This window comes from Streptomyces sp. NPDC034670 (assembly GCF_055574875.1).
On the sequence record NZ_JBVITR010000066.1, the window covers coordinates 1 to 18,333 of the forward strand.

Genomic DNA, 18,333 nt, shown 5'->3' on the forward strand with positions numbered 1-18,333 from the left:
CCGACCCCCCCTCTCCGCCACCGCCGCCCCCTGCCCCCCGCCCCCCCCCCCCCCACCCCGCCCCCCCCCCCCCCACCCCCCCCCCCCCCCCCCCCCCCCCCCCCCGCCCCCCCGCCCCCCCCCCCCCCCCCCCCCCCCCCCCCGGCCCGGGTTCAGATGCCCATGGAGGCCATCTCGACCGCCGAACGGTAGTTGGCCGCGGTCGTCACGACACAGGCCCGGTAGGACCGGTTGTCCTTCACCGCCAGGAAGTAGTCGCGCAGGTTCTTCCAGTAGGTGACGAGGTAGCCGAGACCGGGGACGAAGCCCGGCGGGCGCGGCACGAGGGAGAACGCCTCGCTGCACCGGAGGATCTCCCCGGTGGCCGTGGACAGGACGCCGGCCACCTCGGCGTTCATGTTCCATCCGGCGGCCAGTTGCGGAGTCCAGATCGCGCCGGCCACCTCCCTGAGCCGTTCCTGCTCCTGCGGTGTCGGATCGCTCGGCACGCCCGCCGGCGCCGGGGCCGGCGCGGTGGCCGACGGGCCGCCCGCCGCGACCGCCGCCGGTCCCGCGGCCACCGCGGTGACCACCGCCGCCGTCAGCACGACACAGACCCCCAGCCCTCGCCGTCCCGCTCCGGTGCGCCCCACTGCCGTCATCGTCCGTCCCCTCCCGCAGACCTCGTCCCCGGCCGGTCCTGCCGGAGGCAAGGCCGACCGTGTCACGGGCGGGCAGGGCGGTCAACGGCGGCAACGCGCCACCTTCCGCCTCTCACGCGGCCGTCGCCGCGGTGGGGCCGTGGAGGGCGACCGCGATCACGAGGTGGGCGAAGGCGGGCCGGTCGGTGCCGAGGAGGAGGGAGGGGGACCCGGCGTCGATGGTGTCGAGGCCGTCCCGTACCCGCTCGATCCGTCCATGAGGGCGCAGAGGTGTTCCGGCACCGGTTCCGGCACCGTCGGGGACCGCGACAGGTCCCCGGTCCGGCGCGGTTCGTGCCCCGGGGGAAGACCGTGACGCCACTGGGCACCGGGCGGACGACGAAGAACACCGGCCAGGCGCGAGCGCCCTCGGGCAGGGCGGCCGGGCAGGGCGGCTCCGTCGCCCACGGCGACAGCGCACGCAGGCATGGAACGTGTTCAGAAGTGAGGGCCCGGGGCCGTGGACGTGTGCGGCTCCGGGGCCGCGGGCACGACCGGCCGCAGCCGGCCCGCGGCCCCGGAACGGCCGGGAACCCGTACGCCGTTCAGGACTTCACCGGCCGCCCCGGCGGAGCGCCTACGCGTCCAGCGACGTCATCACGTGCTTGACACGCGTGTAGTCGTCGAAGCCGTACGCCGAGAGGTCCTTGCCGTAGCCGGACTTCTTGAAGCCGCCGTGCGGCATCTCCGCGACCAGCGGGATGTGGGTGTTGATCCACACGCAGCCGAAGTCGAGCTTCCTGGACATGCGCATCGCACGGGAGTGGTCCTTCGTCCACACCGAGGAGGCCAGGGCGTACTCGACCCCGTTGGCGTACTCGACGGCCTGGTCCTCGTCGGTGAAGGACTGGACGGTGATGACCGGGCCGAAGACCTCCTTCTGGATGATCTCGTCGTCCTGCTTCAGGCCCGAGACGACGGTCGGCGCGTAGAAGAAGCCCTGCTCGCCGACGCGCTTGCCGCCGGCCTCCACCCGCGCGTGCGCGGGCAGCCGCTCGATGAAGCCCTCGACCTGCGCCAGCTGGTTGGGGTTGTTGAGCGGGCCGAAGAGGACGTCCTCGTCGTCGGGCATGCCGGTCCTGGTGTCGGCGGCGGCCTTGGCGAGCGCCGCGACGAACTCGTCGTGGATCGACTCGTGGACGAGGACGCGCGTGGCGGCCGTGCAGTCCTGGCCGGCGTTGAAGAAGCCCGCGACGGAGATGCCCTCGACGGCCTTGGCGATGTCGGTGTCCTCGAACACCACGACCGGGGCCTTGCCGCCCAGCTCCAGGTGGACGCGCTTGAGGTCCTTGGACGCGGACTCGGCGACCTGCATGCCGGCGCGCACCGAGCCGGTGATGGACGCCATCGCCGGAATCTCGTGCTCCACCATCATGCGGCCGGTCTCGCGGTCGCCGCAGATGACGTTGAAGACGCCCTTGGGCAGGATCGAACCGAGGATCTCGGCGAGCAGGACGGTGGAGGCCGGGGTGGTGTCCGAGGGCTTCAGGACGACCGTGTTGCCCGCGGCGATCGCCGGGGCGAACTTCCACACGGCCATCATCATCGGGTAGTTCCAGGGGGCGACCTGGGCGCAGACGCCGATCGGCTCCCGGCGCACGAAGGAGGTCAGCCCCTCCATGTACTCGCCGGCGCCCTTGCCCTCGAGCATCCGCGCCGCGCCCGCGAAGAAGCGGATCTGGTCCACCATCGGCGGGATCTCCTCGGTGCGGGTCAGCCCGACGGGCTTGCCCGTGTTCTCCACCTCGGCCGCGATGAGTTCCTCGGCCCGCTCCTCGAAGGCGTCCGCGATCTTCAGCAGGGCCTTCTGCCGCTCGGCCGGGGTGGTGTCGCGCCAGCCGGGGAAGGCCTCGGCGGCGGCCGCCATCGCGGCGTCCACGTCCGCCTGCCCGGACAGCGGAGCGGTCGCGTACGCCTTGCCGGTCGCGGGGTTGACCACCTCGGTGGTCCGTCCGTCGGCGGCGTCCCGGAACTCCCCGCCGATGTAGTTGCGCAGACGACGCAGCTCGGTGCTCACTGCAGGCCCTCCTGGTGTTCCTTGTGGGTGTCCGAGGTGTCGATGAGGTGTCGAGAGGGGCCGGAGGTGTCCAGCCTCTGAGACACCCACCCTAGACCGACCCCTGACGTTTTCAACACCCCCGCCCGCCCCGCCTCTGCGAAATCCGCAAACTGAAACCCCGGTGACAACGAATTTCATCGAATGAGCCTTGCGAAACTGTCGATACGTCGTGCACAGTGACCCCGTGGCCAGTCGAAGCGCAGACCCGAGGGACTCCCGCGAGTCCAGGAACGGCGGCGGCCCCCAGCCGGACGCCGTCTCCCTCGCGATCATCGAGCAGCTCCAGGAGGACGGCCGCCGGCCGTACGCCGCCATCGGCAAGGCCGTGGGCCTGTCGGAGGCGGCCGTGCGCCAGCGCGTCCAGAAGCTGCTGGACCAGGGCGTGATGCAGATCGTCGCCGTCACGGACCCGCTCACCGTGGGCTTCCGGCGCCAGGCGATGGTCGGGGTCAACGTCGAGGGCGACGTGGAGGCCGCGGCCGACGCGCTGAGCGCCATGGACGAGTGCGAGTACGTGGTGATGACCGCGGGCTCCTTCGACCTGATGGTCGAGATCGTCTGCGAGGACGACGACCACCTTCTGGAGGTCATCAACAAACGCATCCGGGCCGTGCCCGGCGTGCGCTCCACCGAGAGTTTCGTCTACCTCAAGCTCAAGAAGCAGACCTACATGTGGGGAACCCGATAACCGTGACCACCGACAGCCCCAAGGACCTCAGCCGGACCGCGTACGACCACTTGTGGATGCACTTCACCCGCATGTCCTCGTACGAGAACTCCCCCGTCCCCACCATCGTCCGGGGCGAGGGCACCCACATCTACGACGACCGGGGCAGGCGCTACCTCGACGGTCTCGCCGGCCTGTTCGTGGTGCAGGCGGGGCACGGCCGGGCGGAGCTCGCCGAGACCGCCTCCAAGCAGGCGCAGGAACTGGCCTTCTTCCCGGTGTGGTCCTACGCCCACCCCAAGGCCGTGGAGCTCGCGGAGCGGCTGGCGCACGAGGCGCCGGGCGACCTGAACAAGGTCTTCTTCACCACCGGCGGCGGCGAGGCGGTGGAGACCGCCTGGAAGCTCGCCAAGCAGTACTTCAAGCTGACCGGCAAGCCGACCAAGCACAAGGTCATATCCCGCGCGGTGGCCTACCACGGCACCCCGCAGGGCGCCCTGTCCATCACCGGGCTGCCGGCCCTGAAGGCCCCGTTCGAGCCCCTCGTCCCCGGCGCGCACAAGGTGCCCAACACCAACATCTACCGGGCTCCGATCCACGGCGACGACCCCGAGGCGTTCGGCCGCTGGGCGGCGGACCAGATCGAGCAGCAGATCCTCTTCGAGGGTCCCGACACGGTCGCCGCGGTCTTCCTGGAGCCGGTGCAGAACGCCGGCGGCTGCTTCCCGCCCCCGCCCGGCTACTTCCAGCGGGTGCGCGAGATCTGCGACCGGCACGACGTGCTGCTCGTCTCCGACGAGGTCATCTGTGCCTTCGGCCGGCTCGGCACGACCTTCGCCTGCGACAAGTTCGGCTACGTCCCGGACATGATCACCTGCGCCAAGGGCATGACCTCGGGCTACTCCCCCATAGGCGCGTGCATCGTCTCCGACCGGCTCGCCGAGCCGTTCTACCGGGGCGACAACACCTTCCTGCACGGCTACACCTTCGGCGGTCACCCGGTGTCGGCCGCGGTGGGCCTGGCCAACCTCGACCTGTTCGAGCGCGAGGGCCTGAACCGGCACGTGCTGGAGAACGAGGGCGCCTTCCGCGCGACCCTGGAGAAGCTGTACGACCTGCCGATCGTCGGCGACGTCCGCGGCAACGGCTTCTTCTACGGCATCGAACTGGTCAAGGACAAGGACACCAAGGCGTCCTTCGACGCGGAGGAGACCGAGCGGGTCCTGTACGGCTTCCTGTCGAAGAAGCTGTTCGAGAACGGCCTGTACTGCCGTGCCGACGACCGCGGCGACCCGGTCGTCCAGCTCGCCCCGCCGCTGATCTCCGACCAGGGGACCTTCGACGAGATCGAGCAGATCCTGCGCGCGACCCTGTCGGAGGCGTGGACGAAGCTGTGAGCCGCCGACGACTGTGATCTTCCGCTGGAATGATCATTCACGGCCCCGGTGCCGCCCGTTCGAGTGAGAAACGGCGGCCCGGGGCCGCGTGGCTGTCCGGCCCCGTGCGTCGGTCTGCCTAGCGTGCCTCTGACTCCGCTCCTTCTGGACGGCGGGGCTTCCTGGCTCACGCTGCTCGGCTGCTCGGCGAGCAGCGGAGTCCCACGCGATCAACACCGGCCGGGTCGAGACCAGCCCGGGCGGTGACAACGCCCAGGAGGCAGCACGTGCTTGGTTCTCGCGACGCGCTGCCCACGACGCACAACCCTACGCGGAACCGAGACCGTGACCCGCGGCCCGCGCTCTCGTTCCCCCGTACGGGGGACGCAGCACGGCACTTCCTGATCTGAACCGAGGTGTACGCCCATGGAGGCCCCACCGGACAACGACGTGCTCTGGACACGTGCCCTGCACTTCCGGCACGACGACGGCTCTCCCGGACTGAGCGGGGTCTCGCTCGGCGTCCGGGAGGGCGAGATTCTCGCCGTCAGCGGCCCGCGGGGCAGTGGCAAAACGACACTGCTGCGCTGCCTGTCGGGTCTGGTGCCCGCCCGCAGCGGCGAGGTCTGGTTCAACAGCGTGCCCGTGCACACCATGGGCCCCGCCGCCCGGGAGCAGCTGCGCCGGGACCGTTTCGGCTGGATCGACCCCGACCCGGTGCTCCTCCCCGAGCTGAACGTCTGGGAGAACGCCGCCCTGCCCCTGATGATGCGCGGCACCGGACGGCGCCGGGCCAAGACGGCCGCCATGGAGTGGCTGGAACGCCTCGACATCGGCGACAAGGCCCGCAAGCACCCGGACGAGCTGGTCCAGGCGGAGCGGCAGCGGGTGTGCGTCGCCCGCGCCCTCGCCCCGGCGCCCTCGGTGGTGTTCGCCGACGACCCCACCGCCCCGCTGCACCGTGCCGACCACCGGCACGTCCTGCGCACCCTCACCGCGGCGGCCCGTTCGCACGGCATCACGGTGGTCCTCGCGACCGCCGACCCGGACACCGCGGCCGTCGCCGACCGCACGGTGTCGCTGCTCGACGGCCGGCGCGTACGCACCCTGCACCTGCCCCCGGTCCCCGGGACCGCCGAGACGGAGGGCCGGGCCGCGTGCTCGCTCTCCGTCTGACCCACGGCGTCCGCCCCGCCGTCCGGCTGCGCCGCCTGCTGGTGACGGCCGCCTCGGCGGGCACGGGCTTCCTGCTCCTGTGCGCCCTCGGCCATGCGCTGGCCCACCCGGGCGCACCGTCCGCCTCGGCGCTCCGGCTGGCCTGGTGCGCGGCCCCGATGGCGGCCACCGTGTACCTCGCGGTCGCGGTGGCCCGCACCGACCCGGGCACCCGGCCCCGGCCCGGCCTGTCGGCGGCCGGCCTGGGCCCGGGCCGTCTGATGGCGCTCTCCGCGACGGCCACGGCCCTGTCCTGCGCGCTGGGTTCGCTGCTCGCCCTGATGGCCTTCCTGCTGCTGCGCCGCGGACTCGTCGGCGTGCCCCTCGACGGCGCCGCGGCGGACTTCCTCGCGGCGGGCCGGCCGCTGCCGTTCCCGGCGGCCCTGACGCTGCTGGCCCTGGTGCCGCTCGGCGCGTCGGCGGCCGTGGCGGTGGCGCTGCGTCCGCGCGCACCGGCGGCGGGCGCGTCCCGCACCGCGCAGGCGTACGGCCGTCTCGGCGCGGCCCGGCGCCCGGCGGGGCTGGAGACCTTCGGGGCGTACGGACGGTTCGGCAAGCAGCTGGGGCCGGCGGCACGCGGGCGGCGGGCGGCCGGCGCGCCGCGGGAGGAGGGGCGGGAAGGCGGCCCCGGCGGCCCCGGAGCGGTCACCGGTGTCACCGCGACGCTCCCCGACGGTCCCGAGGCGGTCCCCGGCGGCCCCGAAGGGGCCCCCGGGGACCCGGCGGGGGCCGCGGCGTCCGCCGGCGCCCCGGCCGCCCCCGGCCGCCCGGCGCTGTCCCTCCCCTGGGGCATCACCGTGCTGGCCGTGGGACTGTCCGTGGAGGCCCTCGCGAGCCCCGCGGGTTCCGGCGGCGCGGCCGTCGACCGGCCCGGCGCGCTGGCCGGGCTGGCCCTGACCGCCGTCGGTCTCGCCCTGACCGGTCCCGGCCTCACCCGTCTGTGCGGGCTGCTGCTCCAGGTGGTCCGCCCGGGTGCCCTGCGCCTGCTGGCCGGGCGGATCCTGATGGCGGAGGCCGCCCGCATCGGCCGCCCGCTGGGGGTGGTCTGCGCGGTGTGGTCGGCCACGTACGCCCTGGCTTCGCTGAACGGGCCCGGGGAGCCGTCCGCCGGTCCGCTCACCGCGCTCGGGGTGCTGCTGGTGACCGGCTGCACCGCGGCGACCCTGCTGACGGCGGCCGTCGAGGCCAGACACGCCCGTGCCGGGACCACGGCCGCGCTGCTGCGCCTCGGGGCGCCGCCCACGGTCCTGCGCAGGGCCGCCGTGCTCCGCGCCGTCGCCCTCCTGGCCCTGTTCGGGCCGCTGACCCTGGTCGTGGCCGGGCTGTCGGCGTGGCTGCCGACCCGCTGAGACCCGTCGGGGGAATCCTCGAACGGATGCTCGTCGGACCGATGAGTTCCGCGCGGCCCCCGGGTCCACCCCTCGAACAACACGGAACCCATGGGAGAGACCCCGCCATGTACCAGCAGATGATCTTCGTGAACCTGCCCGTCGACGACCTCGACGCGTCGAAGAAGTTCTTCACGGAACTCGGCTACTCGATCAACCCGCAGTTCAGCGACGAGACCGCCGCGTCGGTCGTGATCAGCGACACGATCGTCGCGATGCTGCTCACCCGGCAGAAGTACGCGGAGTTCACGAGGAAGGAGATCGTGGACGCCAGGAAGAGCAGCGAGGTACTGCTGGCCCTGAGCGCCGAGAGCCGCGAGAAGGTCGACGAACTGGTGGAGAAGGCCGTCGCCGCGGGCGGCTCGGTCAGCGGCGAGACCCAGGACCACGGCTTCATGTACGGCCGGGCCTTCGACGACCTCGACGGTCACACCTGGGAGGTCGTGTGGACGGACCCGGCCGCCGTGCGGGGCTGAGGGGCGGGCGGGCCCGGCACGGGCGGGCGCGGACAGGTCCCGCCCACGCCCCGCGGGGGGCCGCCCCGGCGGACCGGGCCCCAGGTCCTGGAGGCGTTGAAACCTCGGACCGGTTAACAAGAAGGCAAAGCCGCGGCCCGCGGCGGGCACACGCGTTGACACTCCTTATGCGGCGCTTATAGATCTGGGGGCTTCCCGGAGTGGTGATGTTCCGTCAGCACTCCCTCCACCCCCCGCATTCGCGCATCTCTCACGAAGGACAAACGTGGCAGTTCTGTCCGTATCCCGCCGCACCGTCGCGCGCAGCGTGCGCGTCCTCGGTGTCGTCTCCGCGTCGGCCGCGCTCGCGCTCGGCGCCGCCGGCAGCGCGGCGGCGTGCACCATCGACGACTTCTCGGTCGAGGCCGAGTGTGCAGGCGACCAGGGCGTCATCACCGTCACCGACGTGGACCCGGCCGGGGTCCCCGCCACCGTCAGCGTGTTCCTCGAGAACAACGGCGCCGACGTGAAGAAGGTCGGCGAGCAGGTAGTCAAGGGCTCCCGCAAAGGCACCACCATCACCTTCGAGGAGGCCTGGGAGCCGAACGCCGAGTACCGCGTCCACGTCAAGGCCGTGCCCCACGTGGACGAGGACATCGAGCCGAACCTGGTCACCCCGGCCACGGCCTGCGGGAAGGACGGGGAGAAGCCCCCGGCCTCGAAGCCCGCGTCCACCCCGTCGGACTCCGCTCCGCCGGACTCCGTCCCGTCCCCGGCCGAGGAGGCCGGCCCGCCGGCCCCGTCGGCGGCGGAGAGCGGCGGCACCGTTGCGGCGGACACGGCGAACAACGTGCCGTCCCCGGCCGGTGAGTCGAACCTCGCCGAGACCGGCGCCGGCTCCCGCACCGGCCTGATCGTCGGCATCGCGGCCGCGCTGGTCGCGCTCGGCGGCGGCGCGGTCTTCCTCGGCATGCGCCGCCGGGGGGCGAAGAGCGACGACTGACCTCACCCGGAGGTGACGCGGCGGCCCGTCCCCGCCGGGGGCGGGCCGCCGTGCTGCGAAAGGGCCGCCCCCTCCCGGCGGTTCGGCCGGGGGCCGACCGCTCCGGCCAGGGCTCCGGCACCGCCCGGCCCGCCCGCCTCCCACCCCCGGCCGCCGCTCGACGCGCCGGAGGCGGGGCACCGGGGGTGGGAGGCGGGCGGCACGGAGGCGAGCGGAGCGCGGAGGGCGTTCGCGGCCACCCCGCCCGACGGGCGCCCCGGCGCGGCGGCGGTCCCGCGCGAGGCGCGTCGTGCCGCCCGCCCCGGGTGGGCGGCGCTCACCCGAGCACCACGATCTCGGCGGCGTCGAACTCCACCCCGACCTCGTCCCCGACCTCCGGCGCCGCCCTGAGCGCGCAGGCCGCCTCCAGCACGGGCGCGTCCTCGGGCTGGAGGCGGACGGCGACGTGGGTGCCCCGGAAGGTGCGCGCGGTCACCGTGCAGCGCAGGCCCGCGGCGGCCGGCACCAGACGGACACCGGCGGGCCGGACGAGGAGCGGCCGCGTCCCCTGCGGGGAGTCCTGTGGCACGGGGACCTTGCCCCAGGGCGTCACGGCGACCGTCTCGTCCACCGCCGCCTCGACCACGTTCTCGAAACCGAGGAAGCGGGCCACGAAGGCGTCGGCCGGCCGCTGCCACACCTGAAGGGGCGTGCCGGACTGGGCGATCCGCCCGTCCCGCATCACCACCACCCGGTCGGCCAGCGCGAACGCCTCCCCCTGGTCGTGGGTCACGGCGAGCACCGTGGTGCCCAGCCGGCCGAACAGCTCCCGCAGTTCGACGACCAGCCGTTCCCTGAGCGAGCGGTCGAGCTGGCCGAGCGGCTCGTCGAGCATCAGCAGCCGGGGGCTGGGCGCGAGGGCGCGGGCCAGCGCCACGCGCTGCTGCTCCCCGCCGGACAGCGCGGCGACGGCCCGCCCGGCCGCTCCGGGCAGTCCGACGAGTTCCAGCAACTCCCCCACCCGCCCGTCCTGTTCCCTCCGCGACGCCCCGCGCACGCGCAGTCCGAAGGCCACGTTGCCGCCGACGTCCCGCTGCGGGAACAGCTGGTGGTCCTGGAACATCAGCCCGACCCCGCGCCGGTGCGCGGGCACCCCCGCCTGGTCGCGGCCGTCGAGCACGACCCGTCCGGAGTCGAGGGGCTGCAGCCCGGCCACCACCCGCAGCAGCGTCGACTTGCCGCTGCCGCTGGGTCCGAGCACGCACACGATCTCGTGCTCGGCGACCTCCAGGTCGACGGCGTCCAGCACCGCCCGCCCGCCGAAGCGGACGGTCGCGCCCTCCAGGCTCAGCAGCATCTAGAACTCCCCGGTCCGGTCGGTCCGCAGCCGCTCCAGCACCAGCAGCGCCACCGCGCACACGATCATCAGAATCGTCGACAGGGCCATCGCCTGGCCGTAGTTGAGGTCGCCGGGCCGGCCCAGCAGCCGGTCCACGGCCACCGGCAGCGTCGGGTTGTCGGGCCGCGCGATGAACACCGTCGCCCCGAACTCGCCCAGCGACACCGCGAAGGCGAACCCGGCGGCGACCAGCAGCGCCCGCCGCACCATCGGCAGGTCCACCTCCCGCCACGCCCGCCACGGCGACGCCCCGAGCACGGCCGCCGCCTCCCGCAGCCGTGCGTCCACGGCCCGCAGCACCGGCAGCATCGTCCGGACCACGAACGGGACGCCGACCAGCGCCTGCGCGAGCGGCACCAGGATCCAGGAGGCCCGCAGGTCCAGCGGCGGCTCGTCGAGGGCGATCAGGAACCCGAAGCCGACGGTCACCGCGGACACCCCGAGCGGCAGCATCAGCAGCGCGTCGAACCCGCGCACCAGCCGCCCCGCGTCCCGCCGGGTGAGCGCGGCGGCGGCGAGGGAGCCGATCACCACGGCGATGGCGGTGGCGGCCACCGCGTACCGCAGCGAGTTGCCGACCGCCTCGATCGGCGGCACGAGGAACACTCCCCCGTCCTCGCGGGTCAGTGCCCGGTAGTAGCCGAGGCCGGCGCCCGCGAAGGACCGTTCCACCAGCACGGCGAGCGGCAGCAGGAGCAGTACGGCGATGGTGGCCACGACCCCGCCGAGCAGCGCCCACTGCCCGGCGCCGCGCGGTCGGCGCGCGGTCGCCGAGGCGTCCACCAGCCGCAGCGCGGCCTCCCGCCGCCGCACCGTCCAGGCGTGCAGGGCGAGGATCGCGCCCACCGCGACGAACTGGATCATCGTCAGGACGGCGGCGGTGGACAGGTCGAAGATCTCGGAGGTCTGGCGGTAGATCTCCACTTCGAGGGTGGAGAAGGCGGGCCCGCCGAGGATCCGCACCACGCCGAAGGAGGTGAAGGTGAACAGGAAGACCATCAGCGCGGCGGCGGCCACGGCCGGCGCGAGCGCGGGCAGGGTGACGGTCCGCCAGGCCGCGAACCGCGAGGCGCCGAGCATCCGCGCGGCCTCCTCCTGCCGGGGGTCGAGCTGCGCCCACAGTCCCCCCACGGTCCGGACGACCACGGCGTAGTTGAAGAAGACGTGCGCGAGCAGGATCGCCCACACGGTGGTGTCCAGCCGCACCCCCCACAGCTCGTCGAGGAGCCCGCCGCGTCCCACGAGCGCCATGAACGCCGTCCCGACGACCACCGTCGGCAGCACGAACGGGACGGTGACCACGGCCCGCAGCAGCTGCCTGCCGGGGAAGTCGAGGCGGGCGAGGACGTAGGCGCCGGGCAGGGCGACCAGCAGGGTCAGGGCGGTGGAGACCAGCGCCTGCCAGGTGGTGAACCACAGGACCTGCCGGACGTCGGACTGCGCCAGGACGTCCCCGATCCGCCCGGGCTGCCAGGTCCCGCCGACCCTCAGTCCGCGCGCGACGATCGCGGCGACGGGGTAGGCGAAGAAGACGGCGAAGAACGCGACGGGCACGGCCATGAGACCGAGCCGCGCCGCGTTCCCGCGCCGTCCGGCCGCCGCGCGGCCCGCCCGCGCGGCCCCGCCCGCTCCGATCCGCGTCACTTCAGGACGAGCGAGGTCCACGACTTGACCCACTGGTCACGGTGGTCGGCGATCTTCGCCGGGTCCATGGTCCGGGGTTCCTTCGCCTGCGGCCCGAACCGCGTGAACTCCTCGGGCACCCGGGCGTCCTCCCGCACCGGGTAGACGAACATGTTGAGCGGCATGTCCTCCTGGAACCGCTTGCCGACCAGGAAGTCGAGCAGCGCCTTGCCGCCCTCGGGGTTCTTCGCGTTGCTCAGCAGGCCCGCGTACTCGACCTGGCGGAAGCAGGTGCCCTCCGCCACACCGGTGGGCGCGGTGTCCGGCCTCGGGTCGGCGTAGATCACCTCGGCGGGCGGCGAGGAGGCGTAGGACACCACGAGCGGCCGGTCGGCCTTGGCCTTCTTGCCGCCGGCGGAGCCGGTGAACTCCTCGTTGTAGGCCTGCTCCCAGCCGCCGACCACCTTCACGCCGTTGGCCTTGAGCTTCTTCCAGTAGTCCTGCCACCCGTCGTCGCCGTACTCGGCGGCGGTGCCGAGCAGGAAGCCGAGGCCGGGCGAGGAGGTGGAGGCGTTCTCGGTGACGAGCAGGTCCTTGTACTCGGGCTTGATCAGGTCGTCGAAGGTCTTCGGCGGGGTCAGCCCCCGCTCGCCGAACCATTCCTTGTCGTAGTTGACGCAGACGTCACCGGTGTCGACGGGCGTGACCCGGTGCCCGTCGACGCGGTACTCGGCGAGGACGGAGCCGGAGTCCTCCGCCTCGTACGGCTGGAACAGTCCGTGGTCGAGGGCGCGGGACAGCAGGGTGTTGTCGACGCCGAAGAAGACGTCGCCCTGGGGGTTGTCCTTGGTCAGGATCGCCTTGTTCACGGCCTGTCCGGCATCGCCGTCCTCGAGGACCTTGAGCCGGTAACCGGACTCCTTCTCGAAGGCGGCGACCACCTCCTCGGACGCGGCCCACGAGTTGTGGCTGACGAGGGTCACGGTCCTCGACCCGCCGCCGCCCGGGCCGTCGCCGTCGGACGAGCCGCAGGCGGACACGGTGACCAGGCCCAGCCCGACGGCCAGGACCGTGACCTTCTTGGTGATGCTCACTGGATCCCTCCTGGGGGTGACCAGGAAGAGACGCGGCCCTGCCCGGGACCCCTCACAGGCGTCCCGGGCAGGGTGCAACAGCTCGAGTGGCGACCGATCTCCCTACCCAGAATGACCTGGGCCAGGTTCGGAGGGTCTGCGGCCGGTGCCGCACTCTCAGCGCTGTGGCGCTCCCCTGTCGGAATATGAAGATGTGCGTGTCTGATTCTCGTCTATGAAGTTGTCCTGACGCCGGTCAGGCTACCGCTCGCTCGCGGCGAGCTGACCACAGGCCCCGTCGATCTCCTGGCCACGGGTGTCCCGGATCGTCACCGGTACGCCGTGGGCGGCGATCGCCTCCACGAACGCCTTCTCGTCCTCGGGCCGGGAGGCGGTCCACTTCGAGCCGGGCGTCGGGTTGAGCGGGATGAGGTTGACGTGCACGGGCCGGCCCTTGAGCAGCCGGCCGAGCCGGTCGCCGCGCCAGGCCTGGTCGTTGATGTCCCGGATGAGCGCGTACTCGATGGACAGCCGCCGCCCGGACTTGGCGGCGTACGCGAACCCGGCGTCGAGCACCTCGCGCACCTTCCACCGCGTGTTCACGGGGACGAGGGTGTCGCGCAGCTCGTCGTCGGGGGCGTGCAGCGAGATGGCGAGGCGGCACTTGAAGCCCTCGTCGGAGAACCGGTGGATGGCCGGGACGAGGCCGACCGTGGACACCGTGATCCCGCGCTGCGACAGCCCGAGCCCGTCCGGCTCGGGGTCGGTGAGGCGGCGGATGGCCCCCACGACCCGGTTGTAGTTGGCGAGCGGTTCGCCCATGCCCATGAACACGATGTTGCTCAGCCGCGTGGGCCCGCCCGGCACCTCGCCGTCCCTCAGGGCGCGCATGCCGTCCACGATCTGGTGCACGATCTCCGCGGTGGACAGGTTCCGGTCCAGCCCGGCCTGTCCGGTGGCGCAGAACGGGCAGTTCATGCCGCAGCCCGCCTGGGAGCTGATGCACATCGTCACCCGGTCCGGGTAGCGCATCAGCACGGACTCGACGAGCGTGCCGTCGAACAGCTTCCACAGCGTCTTGCGGGTGGTGCCCTGGTCGGTCGACAGGTGCCGGACGACCGTCATCAGCTCGGGGAGCAGCGCCTCCCGCAGCCGGGCCCGGGAACCGGCCGGGATGTCGGTCCACTGCTCCGGGTCGTGCGCGTACCGCGCGAAGTAGTGCTGCGAGAGCTGCTTGGCACGGAACGGCTTCTCACCGGCCGCTGCGACCGCCTCCTTGCGCTCGGCGGGCGTGAGGTCGGCGAGGTGCCGCGGCGGCTTCTTGGCTCCGCGCGGCGCGGCGAAAGTGAGTTCTCCGGGCTTGGGCATGGTGGTACCAGTGTCGCAGATCCACTCGGGTGACCTGCGGCTGCTGTTCCCGGGGCACCTGTCGCCGACGGTCGTCACCGGGTGTCACCGGCGCCCCGCGGACGGTCCGGGAACGGGAGACCGTCCCCCTGCCGCAGGGCACTCGCCCCCGGCCCCGGCCACGTCGGCGCGCCCACCCGTGCGGCCGAACCGCCCGCTGCCCGGTGACCTCCGTGCAACACTGCGTGTGTGGGGGACGACAGCTTGTGGGTGGCCGGGCTGACCGCGGTGACGGCCATCGCGGCCAGTCTGGTCGCCACCTGGGGGGGGCGCGCTCCCAGGCCCGGGTCGAGGCGGAGGTCCGTCAGGTCGAGGCGACGAACCAGCGCCGGCGGGAGTCGTACCGCGACATGACCAGGTGTGTCAGCGGGTTCTCCAAGGCCCTCTGGCGCATGGCCCAGGTCGACCGGGAAACGGACGGTGCCGTCCGCCGGGACCTGCTGGACGGCATCCGGAGTGACGCGCGCACGGCCCTGGACGACGTGGAGGAGGCCACGCGCGGCATCGAGATCGACGGCCCCGAGAAGGTCTCCCGAGCCGCGTCCGAACTGTGCTTCAGGGCCGTTCTGGTGCACCACGCGCTGTCCGCCCTGACGGACGGGAGAGGCCCGCACAGAGCCGAGTACGACCAGGCCTACGGTGAGTACCGGCGCTGCGAGGACCGGTTCCTCAGGTCGGCCCGCGAGGCCCTGGGCGAGGACTGACGCCGCCGGGAGCCCCGCCCCGGCCGGCTGCCTCCCGGACGGGACCGCGGCTCCCGGGCCGGCCGGGCTCCCTGCTCCGCGCACCACAGAGACTCATATACGTACATAATTGCGGAGACAAGGGACAGAAGGCCCTGATCGGGCGGAGTCCGTGGTCCGTTCCCCGAGGGGGAGGAACCGCCGCGGCGCGCGGGAGTACCGGTGCGGGAGGTGATCGGAGTGCGGACCGTCGTCGACAGGCTGACCGCTTCCGGCATCTGGCACCGCCCCGCGGCCCTGACGGCGGCCTTCTGCCTCCTGCCGGTGGTCCTGCTGCTGGTGGACCTGTTGCTGGGGCCCGACGTGCGCCTGGGTCCCCTGATGGTCGCGGCACCGGCCTTCGCCGCGATCTTCTGCGCCCCCGTCCGCGTCCTGGCGGTGCTCGCCGCGACCTTCCCGTGCACGCTCGTGGCCTCCGCGGCCAACCACCAACTGGACACCGTCAACTTCCCCGTCCAGCTCGTCACCATGGTGCTGATCGGCGCGGCCTCCGTGGCGGCCAGTGCGGTACGGGTGCGCGGGGAGCGCCGGCTGGCCGCGTCCCGCTGGGTGGCCGAGGTCACCCAGCGGGTGCTGCTCCACCCGCTGCCGCGCCGGGCCGGCCCCTTCGACGTGGCCTCGCTGTACCTGGCGGCGGACGAGGAGGCCGCCGTCGGCGGTGACCTCTACGGCGTCGCCCGGTCCGGGCACAACACCCGGGTGCTGGTCGGCGACGTCCAGGGCAAGGGGCTGGCCTCGCTGGAGATGGTCAGCTGCGTGCTGAACAGCTTCCGGCGGTCGACGCGGCACGGCCTCCCGCTGGACGAGACCGTCGGCGAGATCGAGGCGGCGTTCCGCGAGGAGGTCCAGGAGCAGTCCGCCGCGACGGACCCCGGCGTCCGTCCCGCCGGTCGTCTCGCGGCCGAGTCGTTCGTCACCGGTGTGGCGGCCGACCTGTCCGACGACGGTCGCGTCCGGCTGGTGAACCTGGGCCATCCGGCACCGCTGCTGCTGCACGAGGGCAGGGTCACGGCCCTCGAACCGACCGTCCCGGCCCCACCGGTGGGCCTGGGCGACCTGGGCGCCGACGAACTCGTCGTGGACACGGCCGTCATCCCGCCCGGGGCCACGCTGCTGCTGCACACCGACGGGGTGACCGAGGCCCGCGACAAGTCGGGCGCCTTCTATCCGCTCGCCGAGCGGGTGCGGCGCTGGACGGACAAGGAGCCGGAGGCCCTGCTGGCCGCCCTCCACGCCGATCTGCGGCGGTACGCGGGCGCCCGGCTCGTGGACGACATCGCCCTGGTGGCGCTGCGCCGCTCCCCCGTCCGCGCCCCGGCCGACCACGCGGCGGCGGACGGCCGTCGCACGCGCAACGCCCCGCCGAGGGCCCCTCGTGCCGACGGGGAGCACGCCCCGCTCGGCGCTCCCGCTCCCGCACCGCGGCCGCACCCCGCCGAGTAGGTCCGGACGCACCGGCCGGAGCGGACGCGCCGAAGGGGCCCGTCCCGGTGGGACGGGCCCCTTCGGCACCGTGGAACGACCGTGGGGGGGGTCAGCCCGCCCCGACGAAGAGGACGAGGAGCAGCCACACCACCGGCGCCGTCGGCAGCAGGGAGTCCAGCCGGTCCATGATGCCGCCGTGTCCGGGCAGCAACGTGCCCATGTCCTTGATGCCCAGGTCTCGTTTGATCATGGACTCGCCCAGGTCGCCGAGCGTGGCGCTGGCCGCGACCGCGAGGCCGAGCAGCAGACCCTGCCACCAGCTTCCGCCGTCGATCAGGAACTGCATGCACAGCGCGCCCGCCGCCATCGCGAAGGCGACCGCGCCGAGCAGGCCCTCGCGGGTCTTGCCGGGACTGATCCGCGGGGCGAGCTTGTGCGTGCCGAAGCGCCAGCCGACCGCGTACGCGCCCGTGTCGCTCACGACCGTCAGCAGCAGGAACGTCAGCACGCGCCAGGGCCCGTCGTCCGCCCTCAGCATCATGGCGACGAAGGTCGCCAGGAACGGCACGTAGAACGCCGCGAACACACCCGCCGTGACGTCCTTGAGGTATCCCTCGGGGGGCGCCGTCATGCGCCACACCAGTACCGCCAGTGCGGTGAGCGCCATGGCGACCCACGCGCCCTCGCCTCCCCGGAGGTACCCGGAGACGACCATGGCCGCGCCGCCGAGCGCGAGCGGCACCAGGGGCGCCCGGATGCCCTTGCGCTCCTTCAGCCGCGTGGTCAGCTCCCACAGGCCCACCACCACGGCGGCGGCGACCACTCCGACGAAGACGGCCTTGACGACGAACAGCGACGCGACGATCACCGCGCCGAGTCCGACGCCGACGCCTATCGCGGCGCCCAGGTCACGCCCCGCGCTCTTCTTCTGCCGGGCGGGAGCCGGCTGCGGGGCGTCGGGCATGGGCTCCGGATTCTGCGGCACCTCCCCCGGGTGGGGGCGGGCCCGCGTCGGCTCGTCCCGGAACGGAGGACCGCTCGATCGAGCGGCCCCCGGGCCGGCCTCCTGGTCTCCGCCGTGTTCGGGTACGTCGGGCACGATGGGCATGGGGCGAGTCTGCTGTGCGTGGTGCGCATCGTACGCGGGACCCGCCGGGACAGCTCCCTGGCCGGGCCCGTGGTCGGACGGCCCCCAGTACCCGGTCTGCGGCGTCCCCCAGGAAGAGTCGTTCATCAGACTTCGAGGAGCTCCGCTTCCTTGTGCTTCAGGAGCTCGTCCACCTGGGCCACGTACTTCGCGGTGGTGTCGTCGAGTTCCTTCTCCGCACGACGGCCCTCGTCCTCGCCGACCTCGCCGTCCTTGATCAGCTTGTCGATGGCGTCCTTGGCCTTGCGGCGCACGGCGCGGATGGAGACCTTGGCGTCCTCACCCTTGGCCCTCGCGACCTTGATGTACTCGCGGCGGCGCTCCTCGGTCAGCTCGGGGAACACCACCCGGATGATGTTGCCGTCGTTGCTCGGGTTGACGCCCAGGTCGGAGTCGCGGATCGCCTGCTCGATGTTGCGCAGCGCGCTCTTGTCGAACGGCGTCACCACGGCCATGCGCGGCTCGGGCACGGAGAACGAGGCCAGCTGGTTGATCGGCGTCAGCGCGCCGTAGTAGTCGGCCACGATCTTGTTGAACATCGCCGGGTGCGCACGGCCGGTGCGGATCGCGGCGAAGTCCTCCTTGGCGACCACGACGGCCTTCTCCATCTTCTCCTCGGCCTCGAGGAGGGTCTCTTCGATCACCACTTGCTCCTGCGTGTCTTGAGTAGGCCCGGCTGCGGTTCCCGTGGGGC

The 18,333-nt window shown here is 73.2% G+C and carries 16 protein-coding genes; 8 read left to right on the forward strand and 8 right to left on the reverse strand.

All coding sequences use genetic code 11. The features are described from left to right. Window positions 1-152: 152 nt before the first annotated feature. Both ACZ56B_RS29595 and ACZ56B_RS29600 read right to left on the reverse strand, forming a co-directional pair. Window positions 153-641, reverse strand: coding sequence for a hypothetical protein (locus ACZ56B_RS29595; RefSeq protein ID WP_468797131.1), 489 nt, complete (start codon window positions 639-641; stop codon window positions 153-155). 616 nt (window positions 642-1,257) lie between these two features. Next, complete coding sequence (locus tag ACZ56B_RS29600) at window positions 1,258-2,697, reverse strand: gamma-aminobutyraldehyde dehydrogenase (RefSeq protein ID WP_468797134.1); 1,440 nt, start codon at window positions 2,695-2,697, stop codon at window positions 1,258-1,260. 211 nt (window positions 2,698-2,908) lie between these two features. On the opposite strand from ACZ56B_RS29600, the gene ACZ56B_RS29605 reads away from it, so the two are divergent. From ACZ56B_RS29605 to ACZ56B_RS29630, 6 genes are all read left to right on the forward strand, one after another. Beyond that, window positions 2,909-3,427, forward strand: a complete 519-nt coding sequence (locus ACZ56B_RS29605) for an Lrp/AsnC family transcriptional regulator (RefSeq protein ID WP_468797136.1) — start codon at window positions 2,909-2,911, stop codon at window positions 3,425-3,427. A 2-nt stretch (window positions 3,428-3,429) separates the two neighbouring features. Beyond that, window positions 3,430-4,803, forward strand: a complete 1,374-nt coding sequence (locus tag ACZ56B_RS29610; RefSeq protein ID WP_468797139.1) for an aspartate aminotransferase family protein — start codon at window positions 3,430-3,432, stop codon at window positions 4,801-4,803. Between the two features lie 405 nt (window positions 4,804-5,208). After that, on the forward strand, window positions 5,209-5,958 hold the full coding sequence (locus ACZ56B_RS29615; RefSeq protein WP_468797142.1) for an ABC transporter ATP-binding protein: 750 nt from the start codon (window positions 5,209-5,211) through the stop codon (window positions 5,956-5,958). Beyond that, complete coding sequence (locus ACZ56B_RS29620) at window positions 5,940-7,346, forward strand: hypothetical protein (protein ID WP_468797145.1); 1,407 nt, start codon at window positions 5,940-5,942, stop codon at window positions 7,344-7,346. The genes ACZ56B_RS29615 and ACZ56B_RS29620 overlap by 19 nt, the downstream gene beginning before the upstream one ends. A gap of 107 nt (window positions 7,347-7,453) precedes the next feature. Continuing rightward, the gene (locus tag ACZ56B_RS29625) at window positions 7,454-7,861 is read left to right on the forward strand and encodes a VOC family protein (protein WP_468797148.1); all 408 of its coding nucleotides are present in this window, start codon (window positions 7,454-7,456) and stop codon (window positions 7,859-7,861) included. Window positions 7,862-8,135: 274 nt separating this feature from the next. Next, window positions 8,136-8,843 (forward strand): LAETG motif-containing sortase-dependent surface protein, encoded by a 708-nt coding sequence (locus ACZ56B_RS29630; protein ID WP_468797220.1) that lies wholly within the window; start codon window positions 8,136-8,138, stop codon window positions 8,841-8,843. A 316-nt stretch (window positions 8,844-9,159) separates the two neighbouring features. Here ACZ56B_RS29630 and ACZ56B_RS29635 read toward each other — a convergent pair whose 3' ends face one another. The 4 genes from ACZ56B_RS29635 to rlmN form a co-directional block, all read right to left on the reverse strand. After that, entirely contained in the window at window positions 9,160-10,179 is a 1,020-nt protein-coding gene (locus tag ACZ56B_RS29635; protein ID WP_468797151.1) for an ABC transporter ATP-binding protein, read from the reverse strand. After that, window positions 10,180-11,886, reverse strand: a complete 1,707-nt coding sequence (locus ACZ56B_RS29640) for an ABC transporter permease (protein ID WP_468797154.1) — start codon at window positions 11,884-11,886, stop codon at window positions 10,180-10,182. It abuts the gene before it with no gap. Further along, entirely contained in the window at window positions 11,862-12,938 is a 1,077-nt protein-coding gene (locus ACZ56B_RS29645; RefSeq protein ID WP_468797157.1) for a thiamine ABC transporter substrate-binding protein, read from the reverse strand. Before ACZ56B_RS29645 ends, ACZ56B_RS29640 begins: the two co-directional genes overlap by 25 nt. 240 nt (window positions 12,939-13,178) lie before the next feature. Further along, window positions 13,179-14,285, reverse strand: coding sequence for a dual-specificity RNA methyltransferase RlmN (gene rlmN, locus ACZ56B_RS29650; protein ID WP_468797160.1), 1,107 nt, complete (start codon window positions 14,283-14,285; stop codon window positions 13,179-13,181). Between the two features lie 389 nt (window positions 14,286-14,674). On the opposite strand from rlmN, the gene ACZ56B_RS29655 reads away from it, so the two are divergent. Beyond that, on the forward strand, window positions 14,675-15,028 hold the full coding sequence (locus tag ACZ56B_RS29655) for a hypothetical protein (protein ID WP_468797163.1): 354 nt from the start codon (window positions 14,675-14,677) through the stop codon (window positions 15,026-15,028). A 201-nt stretch (window positions 15,029-15,229) separates the two neighbouring features. Next, window positions 15,230-16,510 (forward strand): PP2C family protein-serine/threonine phosphatase, encoded by a 1,281-nt coding sequence (locus tag ACZ56B_RS29660; protein ID WP_468797166.1) that lies wholly within the window; start codon window positions 15,230-15,232, stop codon window positions 16,508-16,510. A gap of 91 nt (window positions 16,511-16,601) precedes the next feature. Here ACZ56B_RS29660 and ACZ56B_RS29665 read toward each other — a convergent pair whose 3' ends face one another. Both ACZ56B_RS29665 and frr read right to left on the reverse strand, forming a co-directional pair. Continuing rightward, complete coding sequence (locus ACZ56B_RS29665) at window positions 16,602-17,726, reverse strand: phosphatidate cytidylyltransferase (protein ID WP_468797169.1); 1,125 nt, start codon at window positions 17,724-17,726, stop codon at window positions 16,602-16,604. Further along, the gene (gene frr, locus ACZ56B_RS29670; protein WP_468797172.1) at window positions 17,726-18,283 is read right to left on the reverse strand and encodes a ribosome recycling factor; all 558 of its coding nucleotides are present in this window, start codon (window positions 18,281-18,283) and stop codon (window positions 17,726-17,728) included. The genes ACZ56B_RS29665 and frr overlap by 1 nt, the downstream gene beginning before the upstream one ends. Window positions 18,284-18,333 lie beyond the last annotated feature (50 nt).

Excerpts from the sequence above, each read along its gene's own strand:
- ACZ56B_RS29595 (WP_468797131.1), bottom strand. The coding sequence starts at position 641 with ATGACGGCAGTGGGGCGCACCGGAGCGGGACGGCGAGGGCTGGGGGTC.
- ACZ56B_RS29615 (WP_468797142.1), top strand. The coding sequence starts at position 5,209 with ATGGAGGCCCCACCGGACAACGACGTGCTCTGGACACGTGCCCTGCAC.
- ACZ56B_RS29625 (WP_468797148.1), top strand. The coding sequence starts at position 7,454 with ATGTACCAGCAGATGATCTTCGTGAACCTGCCCGTCGACGACCTCGAC.
- ACZ56B_RS29635 (WP_468797151.1), bottom strand. The coding sequence starts at position 10,179 with ATGCTGCTGAGCCTGGAGGGCGCGACCGTCCGCTTCGGCGGGCGGGCG.
- rlmN (WP_468797160.1), bottom strand. The coding sequence starts at position 14,285 with ATGCCCAAGCCCGGAGAACTCACTTTCGCCGCGCCGCGCGGAGCCAAG.
- ACZ56B_RS29655 (WP_468797163.1), top strand. The coding sequence starts at position 14,675 with ATGACCAGGTGTGTCAGCGGGTTCTCCAAGGCCCTCTGGCGCATGGCC.
- ACZ56B_RS29665 (WP_468797169.1), bottom strand. The coding sequence starts at position 17,726 with ATGAACGACTCTTCCTGGGGGACGCCGCAGACCGGGTACTGGGGGCCG.